Below are 18,181 nucleotides of genomic sequence, written 5' to 3'. Positions count from 1 at the left end.
CTTAGGGGGCACCCGTGCCGGGCACGGCCGCGATCCCGGTACGGGGATGATCTGGTTGGTCGGGGTGGTCACCCAGGACCGGTGCCTCAGTGCCGATCTGGCGTCGTGTCCTCGTTCAGCGGGAGGTCATACGTGAGGAGGCGGCGGCCTTCGGGCGTGCGGATCTCTTCCTGACGCCGCCAGCCGAGCCGGTCGTAATACGGTCCTGCCCCGCCCTCGGCGGCGGTGACGAGAGCGACACGCGCGCAGCCCGCGTCGGTGGCGTCCTTGACGAACCGCGCGATCAACCGAGCCCCTATGCCACGGCAACGGGCGTGCTCGACCACGACGACGTAGTCCAGGACAGCGGTGACGCCAGAGTGGCCGACTGCGGGAGCCTGCCGGGCCGCCCGGTTCGGTATCAGCTTGCGGCCGTAGCGCACCAGCCGAGTACGCAGGAAGTGCAGGGCGAGGCGGGGCCGCAGACACAGGCTGCCCAGGGCGCGGAACAGCAGTCCGCGCCCGTAGTCGCGCAGCACATGGCGGCGGTGCGCCGCCGGGTCGGTCGCACCGATGACGAAGCCCACCGGCTGCCCGCCCACCTCCGCGATGTAGGCGCGCGCGTCCGCACCGGTGAGGTAGGTCCCGTTGTACGCGGTCAGGAACTTCGGCCCGAGGCGGGCGAAGAAGCTGTCTGGAAAGTACCTCAGGTGCTCGGCGACCACGAACGGGAGGTCGTCAGGGTCCATGGACCGTATGCAAAAGCCGCCGCGCTCCGCGGGGCGAGCGTCTCTCGTCCCCGGACTCGGAGGCCCGGCGGGGATCTGGCCCGGGTCGACTCGGGCAGGGCTCGGGTATGCGGCTGAGCGCATGTCGGCGTCCACGTATCAGAAATTACTACACTGCGTAGAAACTTAGTAGTTCAGTATCCTGGTCCTGACAACGTCCCGGGTTCCACCAGGCGGAGCACGCCGGCCGAATACAGCTTCTGAGCAGGAAAGGAAGGACCTCATGGCCTGGCCGCCAAGGGCATGGACTTCCACCGCAGGTTCGCGGAAATGATGATCGAGCCTCATCGGTGTGATCGAGACGTCGATGGACGAGCAGAAGAACCGCCGTAATCTTGTTGCAAGAAGCTCGCCGACGATCTGGTGAAGAACCAGTCCGCCGAGGTCAAGCAGATGCGGGGCATTCTCGACCGGCTCTGATCCCGTCGGTCACGCCCCATGCCGTTCCGGGCCTTCCGTGCAGAGGCCCGGAACGGCCGGCCGCCTCCGTCACCGCATGCCATGCCGACCCGTACCGGACAGGGAAGATGAAGAAAATACCGAAGCTGCAGCCAAAAGCCCGCCCCGCGCTGCTCATCGCGCTGCTCGTGGCTGCTGCCTGCTCCCTGTTGGCGTGGAACCCGGAGCGGCTGCTCTCCCAAGGCTTCACATCCGTGGTGCCCGGGATCTGGGCCGGACCGGCCTTCGCCGTGGTTTTCGCGCTGAGCACCCTCGCCTTCTTTCCGAAGCCGGTGCTCAATGTCGCCGCCGGGGCACTTTTCGGTATCCCCGAGGGGCTGGCGCTGGCTGTGATCGGGACCACCCTCGGCGCGGTGCTCGCCTTCGGGCTCGGCCGCAGCCTCGGCCGGGAGGCACTTCAGCCACTGCTGAAGAGGAAGATCCTCGCCGCCGTCGACCGCCGCCTCACTGATCAGGGCTTCGTCAGCGTGCTGCTGCTCCGCATCGTGCCCGGCGTGCCGTTCCAGGGGGTCAACTTCGCGGCTGCCTTCTCCGGAGTGCGCCCGTGGTCCTTCACGGCCGCGACCGCGCTCGGTGTGCTGCCCGGCACCGCCGCATACGTGACCGCCGGAGCCACGGCCTCATCCCCCGCTTCGCCGGTCTTTCTTCTCTCGATCGCTGCCATCGTCACCATGATGGTGCTCACCCTCGCCATCGCGCGGCGGGCGCGGCACAAGGGCACTCCGCCGAAGGCCGTCGAGCCGGTTTGACCAACGGCGGGACAGGTCGGTAGTCCCGCTCTGGGACGCCTGAAGCAGCGCGATTTGCTCGTTACGGCCGCGCCGCGGCAGCAACTCAGCCTGCACCCTGCCCACCTGCGGTAGGTGTGCCGGAGGGACGCCGGGCAGCAGCGGCCGGTGCAAACCAGTGCGGCCGGGCCGGTCGGGCAGTGCCTTTTGGCGCAGCACGGGCAGTCCGGACATTCCTGCGATTCCATAGGAATCAGGTGCCAGCTGATGCATGCTCGGGATCGAGCGCGGTCCTGGCATGCCGCAGCGACGCCTGGCCGTCGACGAGCAGCGAAATGTGGAGGTTCGGGTGGAGGTCACCGCGGTCGGGTGGGTCCTGACGATCGGTGTGATCGTGGCGCTGCTGACCTTGGATCTGGTGCTGGGCACGGTGCGCCCGCACGCGGTGGGATTCAAGGAGGCGACCGCCTGGTCGGTGTTCTACATCGCGGTGGCGGTGCTCTTCGGTCTGGCTTTCGCAGCCCAAGTGGGCTGGGGATACGGGGCCGAGTACTTCGCCGGCTATGTCGTCGAGAAGAGCCTGTCGGTCGACAATCTCTTCGTCTTCGTGATCATCATGTCGGCCTTCTCGGTACCTCGGGAACACCAGCAGCGAGTGCTCACCTTCGGCATCGTCGTCGCTCTGGTTCTGCGAGCAGCCTTCATCGCCCTGGGCGCCGCATTGCTGTCGCTTTTCTCCTTCATGTTCCTGATCTTCGGGTTGCTGCTGCTGTGGACGGCGGTGCAGCTGTACCGTCACCGCGACGAGGACCCTGACGTCGAGAACAACGCGCTGGTGCGCTCCGTCCGTCGAGTGCTGCCGGTCAGCGACAACTACATCGGGGGCCGCCTGACCTCCCGCGTGGAGGGTCGGCGGGTGGTCACCCCGTTGTTCGTGGTGTTGATCGTCATCGGCGGCACGGACATCCTGTTCGCCCTGGACTCGATCCCTGCCGTTTTCGGCGTGACCGAGGAGCCCTACATCGTCTTCGTGGCGAACGCCTTCGCCCTGCTGGGGCTGCGCGCGCTGTTCTTCCTGGTGACCGGCCTGCTCGATCGGCTGGTGTACTTGTCGAGAGGGCTGGCCCTGATCCTCGCGTTCATCGGCGTGAAGCTGGTGCTGGCCTGGGGACATGACCTTGATGAGGTGGTGCCGGAGATCCCCACACCCCTATCGCTGGCGGTCATCGGCGCAGTGCTGGCCATCACCACGGTGGCCAGCCTGGTCAAATCCCGGCGTGATCCGGCGGCCCGGGCACACGCCGGCGCCGTTCTCGGTGCTCCACATCACGCGACCGGCGGTGAACGCCGCACTTCCGGAGACTGAGGGAGGCCGAGGCTGCACGTGGTGGACGGGGACGCTGCATCCCCGCGCTTTCGGCCGAAGGTCCTCGCGCGCCTCTCCTGGCCGCTCACGCGGCCGACCGCGGTGCGCGAGACCCTGTCGGCCGGCACCGGCCGGGAGTGCGTCGCCGGGTCCGGCGCTCTCACCCGGCCGTCGCTCAGTCGCAGGTGACTTCGTCGCGGGGCACGTACCGCGTCTTGAAGGTCTCCCGCTTGACCTCCTTGCCGCCGTCCTTGAAGACCCGGTCAACCGCGACGTTGAAGCCTTCGAGCGGGCTCTGCGGCACGCACTTCTCTCCGGATGCTCCCTCGCGGGTCGCCGGCTCCTTCACGTTGGTGCGCGGGCCCTTGACCGCTTCCACGGAGTCGTACTTCTTGGTCCCCAGGAAGGTGATCGTGACGGACGTGTCCGTGGCGCGCGCGTCGATGTAGATGGCGTTGCCCGAGTCGTTCCGGAACCTCAGGTCGAGGCTGCCCCAGGCCACCGTCGCCTCCCGGCCCTCCGGGTAGCGCTCGATGTAGAACGAGTGCGCTCCGTACTCCACCGGCTTCACGCCGGCGAAGAAGATGGCGTTGAAGGCCGTGGTGGCCACCGCGGAGACGCCGCCTCCGGCCGCCTTCTCGAACTGGTTGTTGTTGATGATGATGCCTTCCACGAACCCGTTGGCCTTGGTCCGCTCGCCCACGGTGCGGTTGAAGCTCCAGGTCTCGTCGGGCAGTACGACGGACCCGTTGATCAGTTCTGCGGCACGGCCGATGTTGGTGACGCGGTAGGGGGCGGGCTCGAAGTCGACCGTGAAGGTCGACATCTTCTCCTTGATGCCCAGGCTGCCGACGTTGTCACGGGTCAGCTTGGGCTCCACCTCCTCGGTGGCCACCACCCCTGTGCGGGCTGCCCCGGTCTCGGTCAGCAGCGGCAGTACGGCCTTGTGGAGCGCCTGGGCCGTGACCTCCTGCCCGGCCTTGCCGTCCGAGGCCACCGCCACTCCCCCGCCGTCCAGGCGCAGCTTGGCGTTGACCGCCTCGTCGGTGGCCAGCGCGAGCGGACTTGCCACCGCCGGATCGGCCAGGAGCCCCTTGCCGTCCAGTACGGCGGTCAGCCGCTCTTCCCCGTCCGGCTTCATGGTGAGGTGCTTGCCGAGCGTCGCTGCGCTGATCTCGATCTCCCGGCCGCCTGCGGTGAGCGTGACCGGCGCCGACATCGCGGGGGTGGCGAACTCCTTCATCGCGCGGTTCACTTCCGCCGCGCCGACATCGGGTTCGGTCGTGCGGACCGGCAGCCGCACCGGCTCCTTCCCCTGGCCCGGGATCGCGGCAGCCAGGGCCTCGACCGCGCCGTCCACGTCCAGGGATCGCCCGATGACCGGCCGCGTCGGCACTGGCTCGCCCGCGTGGAAGGTGACGGCACCTTCCCGTGCCTTCCGGTCGTACTTCTTCGCCTCCTCGGCCAGTGACGCGCGGGCTTTCGCCTCGTCCACGCGGATCACCGGCTCGACTTCGCGATCATCACTCGCGAACAGGCGGCCTATCACGGTGAACGGGTCGGACCCCGCTTGCGCGGCACGGGCGGCGGTCTCCTCACTGTCCAATGAGATGCCGGATACGTGGACGGTGCCATCACTGTCGCCGAGGCGCACCTTCACCGGCTCCGACCAGGCCCCGCCCAGGCTGCTGTCCAGTTTCTCTCGCGCCTGCGAACTACTCAGCCCCCCGATGTCCACACCGCTCACCCGGGTGCCCGCGGGGACATCGTCACCGGAGACCAGAAGGCCCACCAGATACAGCCCGCCGAAACCGACACCCACCGCCCCGGCCACGAGCGCGACACGACGGCCTATTCGCCGACGACCCGCCGACGTGGTGTCGGCGGGTAGGTCGAGCAGGGATGAGCGACTCACTGGTTCTCCTCGTCTGGGACTGTCGCGTGTTGCGGGCAGGGCCCGCACAGAGGGCCACTTGCCGGGTGATGGTAAGAAGAGGTTTGTGGTGATTCCGTAAGCTCCGTCACCGGTCCCGCTCCGGAGCCGCCGCCTCCGGCCCTGTCGGGGCGGTAGTTCCCTGCGAGCAGGACGTCGGCGCACCGGAGGACAGGCCCGGCCGCCGGTTCCGCCGAGCGGAAACCCGGGCCGTCGGAGCGTGGCTGAGGGCGGCGGAGCGCCGACGGCAGCACTTCCGATCAGGTCCGGCGCCGGCGCCAACGGCTCCTCCTGCACCGGCGGTGAATCTCGCCGGGGATCCCGAGTGCCGACGAACAGCCGGCACCGGGCTGTGAGGAATCGACCGCGACGGGCTACCCGTGTATGCCGGCGCCGCCCAGGCTCCTGGGTGGCCGTCCCGCCGGTCCGCCACTACCCGCCTCCGGCGGACGGGCAGGGCAGGCACTCCCCGGGCGACCGGAGCGGGCGGCGACATGGCGCGGGGCGGGCCGAACACTGCGCGATGGACACGACAGCTCCTGTTCTCCGGAGTACCCGGGAGCGGCGGTGCCGTTCCGTCTCGCCGCCGGGCCGATTTTCCTCGGCTGGTCGACACACACCTTATCTCCTAGCCGACTAAGTCAATTAGTTGGATAGCGGTAACCTCGGTCACGATCGCGGTGGTCGCGAAAGGGTGCTGATGGATGGGTCACTGTTCGGCGTCGCTGCCGCCGCCCCCCACCCGTCGGCGGCTTCCGTTCCCGCGGACGGCTGACGGCGGCGACCACGTCGGCCTCGACGCTCAGCCTGTGTCAACGGCCGTGACGAGTAGGGGCCTTCCGCGTTGCTGCGCGGCTTCCTGGGTCGGCCGGGCCGGGGGTCAGCTGGGGTTGTTGGGCCGGGTCAGCCCCAGGTCGTAGGCAAGGATCACGGCCTGGATCCGGTCCCTGGCGCCGATCTTCGCCAGTACCCGTCCGACATGGGTCTTCACCGTGGACTCCGACAGCACCAGCCGCTCGGCGATCTCACCGTTGGTCCAGCCCCGGCCGATGGCTACCAGGATCTCGCGCTCCCGTTCGGTGAGGGAGCGCACCCTGGGGTCGTCGTCGGCTGTCCGATTGTGAGCAGGCCCGGGCAGCTGATGCGCGTAGGCGTCCAGGAGGCGACGGGTCAGGCGGGGGGCGATGACCGCGTCGCCGCAGGCGACGGCGCGGATCCCGGCGAGCAGTTCGTCCGGGAGAGCGTCCTTGAGGAGGAAGCCGCTGGCTCCGGCGCGCAGTGCGGCGTGGGCGTACTCGTCCAGGTCGAAGGTGGTGAGCACCAGGACGCGGGAGCGGCCACCGCTGGCGACGATGCGCCGGGTGGCCTCGATGCCGTCCATGCCGGGCATCCGTACGTCCATGAGGACCACGTCGGGGCGCAGTTCGGCGGCCTGGCGGACGGCCTCGGCGCCGTGGGCGGCCTCGCCGACGACCTCGGTGCCCGGGGTGCTCTCCAGCAGCATCCGGAAGCCCAGCCGCTGCAGCGGCTGGTCGTCGACGATGAGCACGGTCGTCATGACGCGCTGCCCGTTGTTCGCGGCAGTGCCGAGGTGGGGACGGGGACGGGCGAGAGGGGGAGAACGGCGTCGACACTCCAGCCGCCGCCGGGGCGCGGTCCGGCCGTGACGGTTCCGCCGTACAGGGCGGCCCGCTCCCTCATGCCCGCGATGCCATGTGCCTGTTCGTCGAGGCCGGTCGGCGGATGGTGCGCGGGTCGCAGAGGGCCGCCAGGTGGTCCGGTGTCCTCGACACGGACGTGGACCTCCGCTCCTTCGGTGGACACGGTGAGCTGGGCCCGGGTGTCGGTGCCCGCGTGCTTGAGGGTGTTGGTGAGGGACTCCTGCACGATCCGGTAGACCGTCAGCTGGACCCCGGGGTCCAGGGCGTCCGGCTCCCCGACGGTGCGGTAGACGACCTCGGGCCCGGCGGCACGGACTCGCTCGCACAGAACGTCGAGGTCCGCGACGCCGGGCTGTGGGCTGAGCTCGGCGGCCCCCGCTGCGTCCTCTCCGCCCTCGCCTTCCTCGTCGCGCTCCTCGCGCAGCACTGCGAGCATCCGGCGCAGTTCGCCGAGGGCCTGGCGACTGGTGCCGGCGATCAGCTGCAGCGCCTGCTTGCTGCGCGCGGGCGCGACATCCGCGGCGCGGGCACCGCCGTCCGCGAGTCCGATGATGACGGAGAGGTTGTGGCCGACGATGTCGTGCATCTCGCGGGCGACCCGGGCACGCTCGGCTGCGGCGGCCAGCTTGCTGCGCTGGTCACGTTCCACCTCGAGCCGCGCCGCGCGGTCCTGCAGGGCCACCAGGTAGGCCCAGCCGAGCCGGATCCCCAGCCCGAGGGCGACGGCCGCAGTCGCGGCGCTGCACAGGAAGAACAGGGCGATGAGTGGAGAGATCGGGACGGGCACCCGCACAGCCGCCAGCAGGAGGGCGGCAAGCATGGCTCCGCAGCCGAAGCCCAGGTGCTGCAGCCTGCCGTGCCTGGCCAGGCTGTACAGGGCGATGAACAGGGCAATGTCGCTGTGCAGCGACACGTTCAGGGACCACTGCAGCAAGAAGACGGCCAGGACGGCGGCAAAGACCGCCGAGGGCGCTTTGCGCCGCCAAAGCAGCGGCAGCGTCAGCCCCAGTTGCAGAGCGCCGACGCCGTACAGCGGCAGGTCGGCGGTCCGGACGATCGCCACGTGCTCCCTGTCCGGCAGCAGGTCCAGCAGGCCGAAGGCCAGCAGGGCGACCAGCACCAGTACGACGTCCAGCACCCACGGCCGTTCCCGGTCGGCGCGCCGCAGGCGCCGCCCGGCGCATACCAGCCAGGCGACTTGGGGATGGCCCCACAGCGGGTCCTCGGTCATCACTGGTGTCACCTGTCCATCGTCGACGACGACCTTGCGGGCGACACCCTCAGGGTATTGCCGGGGGCGTCGCCTGCGGTCCGCACGGGGGGATCTGTCAGGCGTCGCTGCGCATCAGCCGGTAGGCGGCGCCGGCCAGGGCCAGCGCGGTCCAGCCCAGGAGCGCGGCCAGGCCGGCCGTGGGCGACAGCGCGCTCGCGGCCTGCGAGAGGGTGTACATCGACTCGCCCGCGTTGCTGGGCAGGTACGGGCTGATGTCCTGCTCCCAGGAGGCCGGCAACAGCGCGACCAGCCCGGGGACCAGGAGCAGCACGGCGACCAGTACGGCGATGCCCGCGGCGGCCGAGCGCAGCAGAGCACCGAGAGCGATGCCGATCACGCCGACCAGCGCGAGGTAGAGCCCAGCCCCCAACAGGCTGCGCACCACGCCCGGGCTCGACAGCGAGAGCGCCACGGGCGTACCAGCGACGAAATGGCTGCCGATCTTGAATGCGATGAGGGCACCCAGGCTGCCCACGGCAAGCGCGACCAGGCCGTAGACCGCGGCCTTGGACCACAGCACCGGCAGGCGGCGCGGCACCGCGGCCAGCGTCGAGCGGATCATGCCGGTGGAGTACTCCCCGGCGGTGACCAGGACGCCCAGGACACCCAGCGCCAGCTGGGCGAAGTCGACCCCGAACAGGGCGAGGCTGACGGCGGTGGCGTCGGCGAAGTGCCCTTCCACCTGCCCACCCGCGTCGATCTGGGACTTGTAACGGGCCGAGGCGATCAGACCGAAGGCCAGCACGAAGAGCAGCGCCAGGCCGAGAGTGATCCACGCGGAGCGCAGCGACCAGAACTTGGACCACTCGGAGCGCAGCACCCGCAGGGCGGTCACCTTGTAGGCCGGGCGCGTGGCCCGCTGCGGGGGGTTCGCGGAGGCAGGGGCCTGGGTGACGGTGCTCATACTGCGCTCCCGGTCTTCTCAACGGTGGCGACCTCGCTGACGGAGCCCTGGCGGTCATGAGGCGTGCTGCCGTGGTACTCGACGGCGTCACTGGTGAGGTCCATGAACGCCGTCTCCAGGGAGACGGCCCTGGGGGTGAGTTCGAACAGGGCGATCCCGGCCTCGGCGGCCTTGATCCCGATCGTGCGCGCCGACACACCGGTAACCTGCAGCTCCTCGGAGCCGGCGTGGCCGGTGATCTCGACGCCCGGACCGGCGAGAAGCTCGCGCAGGCGGGCGGGGTCGGCACTGGCCACCTTCACGGTCTCGCCGCCCGCCTGGCGCACCAGGTCGTGCACGGTGGTATCGGCGAGCAGCCGGCCCCGGCCGATGACGATGAGGTGGTCGGCGACCAGCGCGATCTCGCTCATCAGGTGCGAGGAGACGAAAACGGTGCGGCCCTCGGCAGCCAGATCGGTGAGCAGGGTGCGGATCCACAGCACACCCTCGGGATCGAGACCGTTGACCGGCTCGTCCAGCATGACCGTCGCCGGGTCGCCGAGCAGCGCGGCGGCGATGCCGAGCCGCTGGCCCATGCCCAGCGAGAACGCCCCGGCACGCTTCTTCGCCACCGACTCAAGCCCCGTCAGCTCGATGACCTCTTCCACCCGGCGGCGCGGGATGCCATGGGTGTGGGCCAGGGCCATCAGGTGGGCGAAGGCCGAGCGGCCGGGATGGACCGACTTGGCCTCCAGCAGCGCACCGACCTCCTGCAGCGGGGCAGCGTGCTGGGCGTAACGACGGCCGTTGACGCTGACCGTGCCGCCGGTGGGGGCGTCCAGGCCCACGATCATCCGCATGGTCGTGGACTTCCCTGCACCATTGGGCCCGAGGAAGCCGGTGACGGAACCAGGCTTGACCGTGAAGTCGAGCCGGTCCACCGCCGTCTTCTCCCCGTACCGCTTCGTCAGCTCATGCGCCTCGATCATCGAATCTCCCTGGTCCCAGCCACCGGACCGTCACCGGCTGGCGTCGCCGCCCACGCTAGGAACGAGGGCGGCTCCACCCGTGGTACCTGGGTGCTGTCCCGGGCGAAGGACGTCGTACCGCGGTACCACCCGGGGGAACCCGCCGATCCAGACGAATGCGCCGCTACGGGGATCAGAACCAGGCCTCCGCGAGTTGGGCCGACCGCGCACATCGCTTCATCTGTTGGCCGACTGTCTGAGCGTGAAACCGGCGACCTCGCACCTCCGGGCACGGCGCCGCCCCGTTCGCGTTCTTCACCGACATGTCGGAGTCCGCACATACATCCGCGAGAAGTCCTCGAAGTCCAGGCATCCGCCCGCGGGCGCGGTCCCACCACCGACGGCCCCAGGTCGTCGACGACGACGTGGCCGCGTACGTCCGCACGCTGAGGGGCCACGATGTCCCCGAGATCGCCGCCGACCTGTCACCGGGCGCACGCGGGCGCCTGACAGCCGCGTCCTGATGCGCGCGAGCACCATGGCCCACGCCTCGGACTGTGCCTCGGACCGCGCGTCAGACGGTGAGGCCCTGCGAGCGCAGGAACGCGAGGGGGTTGATCGCGGTGCCGAAGTTCGGGCTCGTACGGATCTCGAGGTGCAGGTGGGGACCGCTGGAGTTGCCGGTGTTGCCGGACCGGGCGATGGTCTGCCCGGTCTTCACGGTCTGCCCGGCCTTCACGTCGATCCGGGACAGGTGCGCGTACTGCGAGTACGTCCCGTTGCCGTGCTTGATCACGATGGCGTTGCCGTACGCCGGTCCGTCCCCGCCGCCGTTCGGGCCGGCCTTGACGACGGTACCGCCGCGCACGGCGCCGACCGGGGTGCCGAGGGGCACGGCGAAGTCCTGGCCGGAGTGGGTCGACGACCACCTGCTGCCCGTCTGGGCGTAGCCCGCCGTGAGCTTGTACTTCTTGACCGGGGCGACCCATGAGGGCGCCTTCTTCGCGGCCTTCTTGACGGCTGCCGCCTGCTTGGCGGACTTCTCAGCGGCCTGGGCGGTAGCCGAGCCGGTCAGCGCGGAGGCGGTCTTGCCGGCTTCCACAGCCACCGCGGTACCCACGCCGAGCACCGCCGACGCTCCGAGGCCGACGGCTATGACGGCAGCCCGAGTACGGAGCAGGGACGAGCCGGAATTGTGGGAGCGAGTGCGCTGGGACATTCGGGATTACCTCCGGGCATGAATGGACCCGGCACACAAGCCACATGCCGGGAGGGCCCTTGGTACCCGCGCTCCCTCCATTACTCAAAGGGCCGTTCTACTAGTCAGGGTCGTAGCCGGGCACTTGGATCCCGACCTCCTTGGCACCTACGACCCCTGCGGCCAAATCACCTCAAAACGACCACCAGGCGACCCTCGGCGAAGAGGCCTACCTGCACTACGCAAGTGGCATACAACACCCACCTGTCCGCCTTTCCATCGCTCCGGACTCTGGCACGCAAACCACCACCTAAGCCATGAGACGAAAACATCTCCATTTACTGCAATCTTCGCCCACTATTCAGCCTAGTAAGGGACAAATCAGCTGTGTGGCACATCACCGGACGGCAAGATCCGATAACCCTGGAATGTGACCCGCGCTACGCCGATGCGCATAGCCCGCAGGCGCCGGTCTTGCGGAGCGCCTGCGCCACAAGCCGAAGGAGTCCCTGGTCAGCGCCCGCCACATCGCCGACCAGGCACGCAGGGCCGACGGCGACGCCGTCGTCGTCGGCCGCATCATCGAAACCAGCGGCGAACGCGGCCGATGAACCCCGACCGGTGAACACAGCAACGCCCCGGCGCACCAGAAGAGAGACACGACCGTCGGCCGCTTCCCGCTCGCGGAGTCGATGACCGCAAGAGGGCCTGGATCCGACCGATGTCCAACCAGGCGTCAGGGCAAAAGGGATGTGAGGTTTCCCATGCAACTCGGCATTGCCTCACGGCGTCCCGATCCGGCAGAGTCTGGGTTTCGTCAGGCCCCGCATGCGACACAGCAGTACCCGTGACAACACGAGACCCCAGAGCTACATAGCGAGTCGCCGCATGCCGCCCGAGATCACCACGCGGCACTCCCCGCAAGGGAGTTGCGCACCGGGCCCGTGCCTCCCGTGACCTGTCAGCGACGGAGGCCAGCGCCAGGGGGCACAATCGCGCCCGTCAGGTCACCCAACCCAGAGCGGGCGATGCTGGAAGGAAACCGTGTGAGCCGGATCCGGGGATTCGCAGTGGCCTCCGCCACCGCAGTCACGACTGTCGGCGCCGTCGCGGGTGTTGCCCCGGGCAACACCACGCAGTCATCGAACGACTTCGATGCGACCGCGGCCGACGCGACCCTCCTCTCGGACATACCCGCGGGCCAGCAGGCCCAGGTCCAGAGCAGCTCGCTGGTTCAGCAGGCCGACTCCCAGGCCATCGCCGCGGACACCGCGACAAAGAAGTCCGCCGAAGAGGCGGCGCGCAAGCAGGCGGCCAAGAATGCGGCGGCCAAGAAGGACGCTGCGGAGAAGAAGGCCGAGGCGGAGAAGCTCGCCAAGGAGCGGGAGGAGGCCCAGCAGGAGGCCGTCAGCCGCTCGGCCCGTGACTCCTCCTCCTTCCCGGTCCAGAGCGCGTACACCGCCGCAGAGGTGCAGGCGATGGCGCGCCAGATGGTGCCCGCCGACCAGTTCCAGTGCTTCAGCGACATCGTGGAGCGCGAGTCCAGCTGGAACTACCAGGCGGACAACCCCACGTCCGACGCCTACGGCCTCATGCAGGCGCTGCCCGGCTCCAAGATGTCCTCCGCCGGCGCCGACTGGGCGACCAACCCGGCCACCCAGATCAAGTGGGGACTGAACTACATGAACAGCCGCTACGACAGCCCCTGCGGCGCCTGGCAGTTCTGGCAGGCCAACAACTGGTACTAGACCAGCCTGGCCCTCCATGAACTCTCGGAGCCCCTGGCCTCAACCGGCCGGGGGCTCCGTTGCTTCCGTACCAGGTAGGGGGTGGGAGAAAAAGGGTGCCCTGCACCGAAACCGCTCGGACGCCCAGTACCCGGTCACCCGCTGAACGGCACTCCGTGCCGTTCAGCGGGTGCTGTCGGTCAGTCGAGGTTGACTGAGCGGGCCGAGGTAGCGCCGATCTCCTGGGCGATTTCGCTGAGGACGTCGGTCGGGACGTCGTTGTCGTTGGTCAGCACGACCAGCGCCTCGCCGCCCTCGTCCAGGCGGGAGACCTGCATCCCGGCGATGTTGAGGCCCGACTCGCCGAGGATCCGGCCGACGGTGCCGACGATGCCCGGGCGGTCGGTGTAGCGCAGGAAGACCATGTGGTCGGCGACCGGGACCTCGATGCCGTGCTCACCCACCGACACGATTTTCTGGATGTGCCTGAGGCCGGCCAGCGTGCCGGAGACCGCGACCTCCTCGCCGCTGGAGAGCGTGCCGCGCACGGTCACCACATTGCGGTGGTCAGGGGACTTGGAGCTGGTGGTCAGGCAGACCTCGACGCCGCGCTCCTGGGCGAAGAGCGGGGCGTTGACGTAGGAGACGGTCTCGTCGACGACGTCCTCGAAGGCGCCCTTGAGCGCGGAGAGTTCGAGGACCTTGACATCATGCTGGATGATCTCGCCGTACACCTCGACGTCGAGCCGGACGGCGACCTCGCCCGCCAGGGCGGTGAAGATCCGGCCGAGCTTCTCGGCGAGCGGAAGCCAGGGCCGTACGTCTTCCGAGATGACGCCGCTTTGCACGTTGACCGCGTCGGGGACCAACTCGCCCGCGAGCGCGAGCCGGACGGAACTGGCGACGGCGATGCCCGCCTTCTCCTGGGCCTCGTCCGTGGAGGCGCCGAGGTGCGGGGTGCACACGACCTGGTCGAACTGGAAGAGCGGGGAGTCCGTGCAGGGCTCCTGCGCATACACGTCCAGGCCCGCGCCCGCGACCCGCCCCTCCTTCAGCGCGTTGAACAGCGCCTGCTCGTCGACGATCCCGCCGCGCGCGGCGTTGACGATCCGGACGTGCGGCTGGACCTTGTGCAGCGCCTCCTCGCCGATCAGGCCCAGCGTCTCCGGGGTCTTGGGCAGGTGCACGGTGATGAAGTCCGAGACCTCGAGCAGCTCGTCCAGTGAGAGCAGCTTGACGCCCATCTGCGCGGCCAGTGCGGGCCGTACGTACGGGTCGTAGGCGACGATTTTCATGCCGAAGGCGGACATGCGCTGGGCGACCAGGACACCGATGCGGCCGAGGCCGACGACGCCGAGGGTCTTCTCGCTCAGCTCCACGCCCGTGTACTTGCTGCGCTTCCACTCGCCGTTCTTCAGGGCGGTGTCGGCCTGCGGGATGTGGCGTGCGGTGGCGATCAGCAGGCCGCAGGCGAGCTCGGCGGCCGTGACGATGTTGGACGTGGGGGCGTTGACGACCATCACGCCGGCCTGAGTAGCGGCGGATACGTCGACGTTGTCCAGGCCGACACCGGCGCGGGCGACGACTTTCAGGTTCTTGGCCGCGGCGATGGCCTCGGCGTCGACCTTGGTGGCGCTGCGCACGAGGATCGCGTCGACGTCGGCGATCGCCGGGATGAGCTCGGCTCGGTCGGCGCCGTTGCAGTGCCGGATCTCGAAGTCCGGACCGAGTGCGTCGACGGTGGCGGGCGACAGCTCTTCAGCGATCAGTACGGCAGGTTTCGGGCTCACGGTGGTCTTCAGTCCTTACCTGTTGCTTGGCGGACGGCCGTCTCGGCGGCCGAAGGTGGTGGCGGCTTGCGATGGGGTTCTGCGGGTGCTGGAGGAGTGCGGCCGGCATGGAGACGTAACGCGGCGCGCCCGCGCACGGGTCGACTCGACGGCGGCGTGATGGGCGAGTACGTCCTGACGCCAGATGACGTGCCGGGCCAGATGGCAGTGGCACGGGCGGGCGAGCGCCCGGCGGTGCCTGCGTCCGTGGGCGCACACGCCCAACCATCGACGTGGGCGTGCCGGCCGGAGGGGACGGAAGCGAACTCGTCCGCCCCCTCCAGCACAGGACGTCGTGTTATGCGGTCGCAGGCTCTGGCTGCGCCTCGCGCACCGGTGGTGCCAGGCGGCCCGTGCGGTGCAGCCCGTAGAGGGCGGCCGCGCAGGCGAGGCCGAGTGCGATCAGCGCCACCCATGGCAGCGCGGACATCCCTGCGGCCCGGGCGGCGTCGAGCGCAGCACCCGTCAGCAGGTTTCCGAGGGTGATGCCGATGCCGCAGATGGTGTTGTACAGGCCGTAGTGGGTGGCGACGAGGCGGTTGCCGGAGAGGCGGACGATGGTGTCCATCTCGAAGGGGTACGCGATCATGGTGCCGATCGCGAGGAGCAGCGCGGACAGTGCCGGCGGCACGGCCGCAAGCAGCCACAGCCCCACGCCGCCGTCCAGTACCGGGACCGCGGTGGCCACCAGCAGCGGAACAAACCCCAGCCCCATGGTCAGCAGCCCCCAGGTCAGCGCGCGGCCCGGTTCCATGCGGGCCTTGCACCAGGCGGTCACCTTGGTCTGGAAGAGGATGGTGCTCAGGCCCGAGACGGCGAACAGCACCGCCACCGCCCCCGTGCCGAACGTCCCGTCGCCACCCAGGCGCCGTACCTCCAGCGGCAGGGCGAGATAGACCTGGAACTGCATGACGTAGAAGCCGATCATGGCAACCGAGAACAGCAGGAACGGCCGGTTGGCCACGATGCCCCGCCACTGGGACAGCACGCCCTCCTGGTCCTGTCCGCGCTTGGCGTCGTCGCCCCGGCGAGCGGGCAGGGCCCGGATCTGGACGATGCTCAACAGAGCGAAGATCCCGGCCGCGACAAGGCACGTGACGCGGAAACTCACGCCGGTCAGCAGCATGCCCACCAGCGGGCCGAGCAGGATCCCGGCCTGGTAGAAGACGTTGAACAGCGCGAACGCCTCGACGCGCCGTTCACCCGCGTCCGCCGCGACATAGGCTCGTACGGCGGGATTGAACAGCGCCCCGGCCAGCCCCGTCGCCGCCGAAGCGGCCAGCAGGGCGGGTACGGACTCCACGAGTCCGAGGGTCGCGAAGCCGACGATGCGCAGCATCAGCCCGGCGATGATCATGGGCTTGTAGCCGAGCCGGTCGGCCAGCGTTCCGCCGAGGAGGAACATGCCCTGCTGGCTGAAGTTGCGTACGCCGAGGATCAGCCCGACCAGCCAGCCCGCCAGCCCCACGGGACCTGCCAGATGCGCGGCCAGGTACGGCATCAGCATGTAGAAGCCGAGGTTGATGGTGAACTGATTCACCATCAACAACTGGACGCTGCGTTCGTAGGAACGAACCTGTGCGATGGTCGACCTCACCGGTTCCCCTCCGCGAGCACATCGACGTCGTCGTGCTGCTCGGCGGCGTCGCTGTCCACGGACGCCCCGGCTTCCGCGTCGTATGCGTCGAGCGGACCGGCCATGTCGGACCGCGGCTCCGAGTCGGCCAGCGTGAGCGGGTCCATGACGCTTTCGCACCGCGTCCAGCGGGTGACCTCCTTCTCGTCCAGGCGGCCGATCACCTCCGGTTCGGGCGCGGGCGGGGCGTCGAGCAGGCCGTGGGCAGCGCAGTAGTCGTCGTCGTAGACCGTGCCGAGGTAGCGCTGCGGGCCGTCGGGGAAGATCGCCGCGATCCGGGTGTCCGCGGGCAGGGTGCGGGCCAGCCAGCCGGCGACCATCGCCACCGCGCCGACGCTCCAGCCGCCGGTGGCGTAGTGGGAGGCGGCCAGCTGACGGCAGGTCCACACCGCCTCCGCCGGGGCGACCCAGTGCACCTCGCTGAAGTTGTCGTAGGCGACATTGCGCGGGTAGATGCTGGAGCCCAGGCCCCGCATCAGGCGGGGGCGGGCGGGCTGGCCGAAGATCGTCGACCCGATGGTGTCGACCCCGACCAGCTTGAGGCCCGGGTAGAGCTGCTGGAGTACGCGGGAAACTCCGGCGGAGTGTCCGCCGGTGCCCACGCTGCACACCAGCACGTCGATGTGGCCAAGCTCCGTGGCCAGTTCGAGGGCGAGCGGGGTGTACGCGGTGGTGTTGTCGGGGTTGTTGTACTGATCAGGGCACCACGAGCCGGGGTGCTGCTCCATCAGCTTGGCGACCCGGTCACGGCGGGCCTGCTGCCAGCCCCCGGTGGGGTGCGGTTCGGAGACGAGATTGACCTGGGCCCCGTACGCGGTCAGCAGCCGGGTCATGGACATCTCCAGCCCCGGGTCGGTCACCAGGGTGACGGGGTGCCCGTAGACCATTCCGGCCAGGGCGAGCCCCAGACCGAGAGTTCCGCTGGTTGACTCGATGATCCTGGCGCCCGGCTGCAAGTCGCCGCGGGCACGGGCACGCTCGACCATGTGCAGACCCGGACGGTCCTTGATGCCGCCGGGGTTGAAGCCCTCCAGCTTCGCCCAGAAGCCACGGTCCGGCTCGGTGAAGGGCTGGGAGACGCGCAGTAGCGGGGTGTTGCCGACAAGCCCCCGAAGGGCGGAGCCGGATCCGGTGGGAGTGAGGTCACTCTTGGTCACGGAGTGCATGTATTTCGCTCTCGTATCGATAGGGACGCGTGCGGGATGCTCATCTCGCGCGACGGCCAAGGCGCGCCGCGCGGCGGGGCGACCAGGGCCGACCCACGGGGCGGCTCCTATATGCGCCACCGGCAGATGGCGGTGAGAGCGGACCGGCCGCCGCTGGGCAGCACTCTTCGGACGGCGCCAGGGGGCTGGCGCACGGGAGTTGCTGTGGCGCCCGTAAGCGACAGCGCGGCGACGGCGGGCGGCGGGACCCGAGGGGACGACTGCGGGGAGACGGCCTGCGCGAGGCGAGGGCCGTGGCAACGGTCGGGAGACTCGGACGGGTCGACATTCTCACCGTCGGAGCCCTCCACAGGCAGAGGGACTTCACTCGACGCCGCGGCCAATCGAGCGGGCGACTCAGGCGCATGGCGTTGATCGCCGAGGCACGTCAGCAGCACGAACAGCAGGGCGTACAGCGTGACCCGGACGAGCCGGCTCCTCCGAAGCGGACGTACGCATGAGGCGTCGGCACGGGAAAGGGCAAGGGTGGGCGGCACAGATCCTCCGCGCGGCGGTCACCGCCCGTACGGGAACTCTCCCGGTCAAGG

The 18,181-nt window shown here is 69.5% G+C and carries 13 protein-coding genes; 3 read left to right on the top strand and 10 right to left on the bottom strand.

What is annotated here, in order from left to right; all coding sequences use genetic code 11:
- Positions 1-86: 86 nt before the first annotated feature.
- Entirely contained in the window at positions 87-728 is a 642-nt protein-coding gene (locus H8R17_RS02520) for a GNAT family N-acetyltransferase (RefSeq protein WP_187821421.1), read from the bottom strand.
- A gap of 566 nt (positions 729-1,294) precedes the next feature.
- On the opposite strand from H8R17_RS02520, the gene H8R17_RS02515 reads away from it, so the two are divergent.
- Positions 1,295-1,975 (top strand): TVP38/TMEM64 family protein, encoded by a 681-nt coding sequence (locus H8R17_RS02515; protein ID WP_187821420.1) that lies wholly within the window; start codon positions 1,295-1,297, stop codon positions 1,973-1,975.
- 328 nt (positions 1,976-2,303) lie between these two features.
- Positions 2,304-3,320, top strand: a complete 1,017-nt coding sequence (locus H8R17_RS02510) for a TerC family protein (RefSeq protein ID WP_399476172.1) — start codon at positions 2,304-2,306, stop codon at positions 3,318-3,320.
- Positions 3,321-3,495: 175 nt separating this feature from the next.
- On the opposite strand, the gene H8R17_RS02505 is transcribed toward H8R17_RS02510, so the two are convergent.
- The 6 genes from H8R17_RS02505 to H8R17_RS02480 form a co-directional block, all read right to left on the bottom strand.
- Complete coding sequence (locus H8R17_RS02505; RefSeq protein WP_187821499.1) at positions 3,496-5,142, bottom strand: VanW family protein; 1,647 nt, start codon at positions 5,140-5,142, stop codon at positions 3,496-3,498.
- 991 nt (positions 5,143-6,133) lie between these two features.
- Positions 6,134-6,811, bottom strand: a complete 678-nt coding sequence (locus H8R17_RS02500; protein ID WP_187821419.1) for a response regulator transcription factor — start codon at positions 6,809-6,811, stop codon at positions 6,134-6,136.
- On the bottom strand, positions 6,808-8,157 hold the full coding sequence (locus H8R17_RS02495) for a sensor histidine kinase (protein ID WP_399476155.1): 1,350 nt from the start codon (positions 8,155-8,157) through the stop codon (positions 6,808-6,810). Before H8R17_RS02495 ends, H8R17_RS02500 begins: the two co-directional genes overlap by 4 nt.
- A gap of 85 nt (positions 8,158-8,242) precedes the next feature.
- A complete protein-coding gene (locus tag H8R17_RS02490) occupies positions 8,243-9,091 on the bottom strand; it encodes an ABC transporter permease subunit (RefSeq protein ID WP_187821418.1) in 849 nt (282 codons plus the stop codon).
- On the bottom strand, positions 9,088-10,059 hold the full coding sequence (locus H8R17_RS02485; RefSeq protein WP_187821417.1) for an ABC transporter ATP-binding protein: 972 nt from the start codon (positions 10,057-10,059) through the stop codon (positions 9,088-9,090). Before H8R17_RS02485 ends, H8R17_RS02490 begins: the two co-directional genes overlap by 4 nt.
- Before the next feature lie 553 nt (positions 10,060-10,612).
- Positions 10,613-11,257 (bottom strand): M23 family metallopeptidase, encoded by a 645-nt coding sequence (locus H8R17_RS02480; protein ID WP_187821416.1) that lies wholly within the window; start codon positions 11,255-11,257, stop codon positions 10,613-10,615.
- Between the two features lie 1,007 nt (positions 11,258-12,264).
- Between H8R17_RS02480 and H8R17_RS02475 the strand changes: the two genes are divergently transcribed.
- On the top strand, positions 12,265-12,984 hold the full coding sequence (locus H8R17_RS02475) for a transglycosylase SLT domain-containing protein (RefSeq protein WP_187821415.1): 720 nt from the start codon (positions 12,265-12,267) through the stop codon (positions 12,982-12,984).
- A gap of 179 nt (positions 12,985-13,163) precedes the next feature.
- On the opposite strand, the gene serA is transcribed toward H8R17_RS02475, so the two are convergent.
- The 3 genes from serA to H8R17_RS02460 form a co-directional block, all read right to left on the bottom strand.
- On the bottom strand, positions 13,164-14,753 hold the full coding sequence (serA, locus tag H8R17_RS02470) for a phosphoglycerate dehydrogenase (protein WP_187821414.1): 1,590 nt from the start codon (positions 14,751-14,753) through the stop codon (positions 13,164-13,166).
- A gap of 337 nt (positions 14,754-15,090) precedes the next feature.
- The gene (locus H8R17_RS02465) at positions 15,091-16,389 is read right to left on the bottom strand and encodes an MFS transporter (protein ID WP_187821413.1); all 1,299 of its coding nucleotides are present in this window, start codon (positions 16,387-16,389) and stop codon (positions 15,091-15,093) included.
- Positions 16,386-17,594, bottom strand: coding sequence for a PLP-dependent cysteine synthase family protein (locus tag H8R17_RS02460; protein WP_187821412.1), 1,209 nt, complete (start codon positions 17,592-17,594; stop codon positions 16,386-16,388). Before H8R17_RS02460 ends, H8R17_RS02465 begins: the two co-directional genes overlap by 4 nt.
- Positions 17,595-18,181 lie beyond the last annotated feature (587 nt).

Origin of the sequence: Streptomyces sp. TRM68367, assembly GCF_014495685.1 — a bacterium.
Taxonomy (GTDB): Bacteria; Actinomycetota; Actinomycetes; order Streptomycetales; family Streptomycetaceae; genus Streptomyces.
This window is presented reverse-complemented; position numbering and strand designations above follow the sequence as displayed.

What these genes read in the sequence shown, in the direction of transcription:
- H8R17_RS02515 (WP_187821420.1), top strand. Translation starts at nt 1,295, where the DNA reads ATGAAGAAAATACCGAAGCTGCAGCCAAAAGCCCGCCCCGCGCTGCTC.
- H8R17_RS02460 (WP_187821412.1), bottom strand. Translation starts at nt 17,594, where the DNA reads ATGCACTCCGTGACCAAGAGTGACCTCACTCCCACCGGATCCGGCTCC.
- H8R17_RS02520 (WP_187821421.1), bottom strand. Translation starts at nt 728, where the DNA reads ATGGACCCTGACGACCTCCCGTTCGTGGTCGCCGAGCACCTGAGGTAC.
- H8R17_RS02475 (WP_187821415.1), top strand. Translation starts at nt 12,265, where the DNA reads ATGCTGGAAGGAAACCGTGTGAGCCGGATCCGGGGATTCGCAGTGGCC.
- H8R17_RS02485 (WP_187821417.1), bottom strand. Translation starts at nt 10,059, where the DNA reads ATGATCGAGGCGCATGAGCTGACGAAGCGGTACGGGGAGAAGACGGCG.
- H8R17_RS02480 (WP_187821416.1), bottom strand. Translation starts at nt 11,257, where the DNA reads ATGTCCCAGCGCACTCGCTCCCACAATTCCGGCTCGTCCCTGCTCCGT.
- H8R17_RS02490 (WP_187821418.1), bottom strand. Translation starts at nt 9,091, where the DNA reads ATGAGCACCGTCACCCAGGCCCCTGCCTCCGCGAACCCCCCGCAGCGG.
- H8R17_RS02500 (WP_187821419.1), bottom strand. Translation starts at nt 6,811, where the DNA reads ATGACGACCGTGCTCATCGTCGACGACCAGCCGCTGCAGCGGCTGGGC.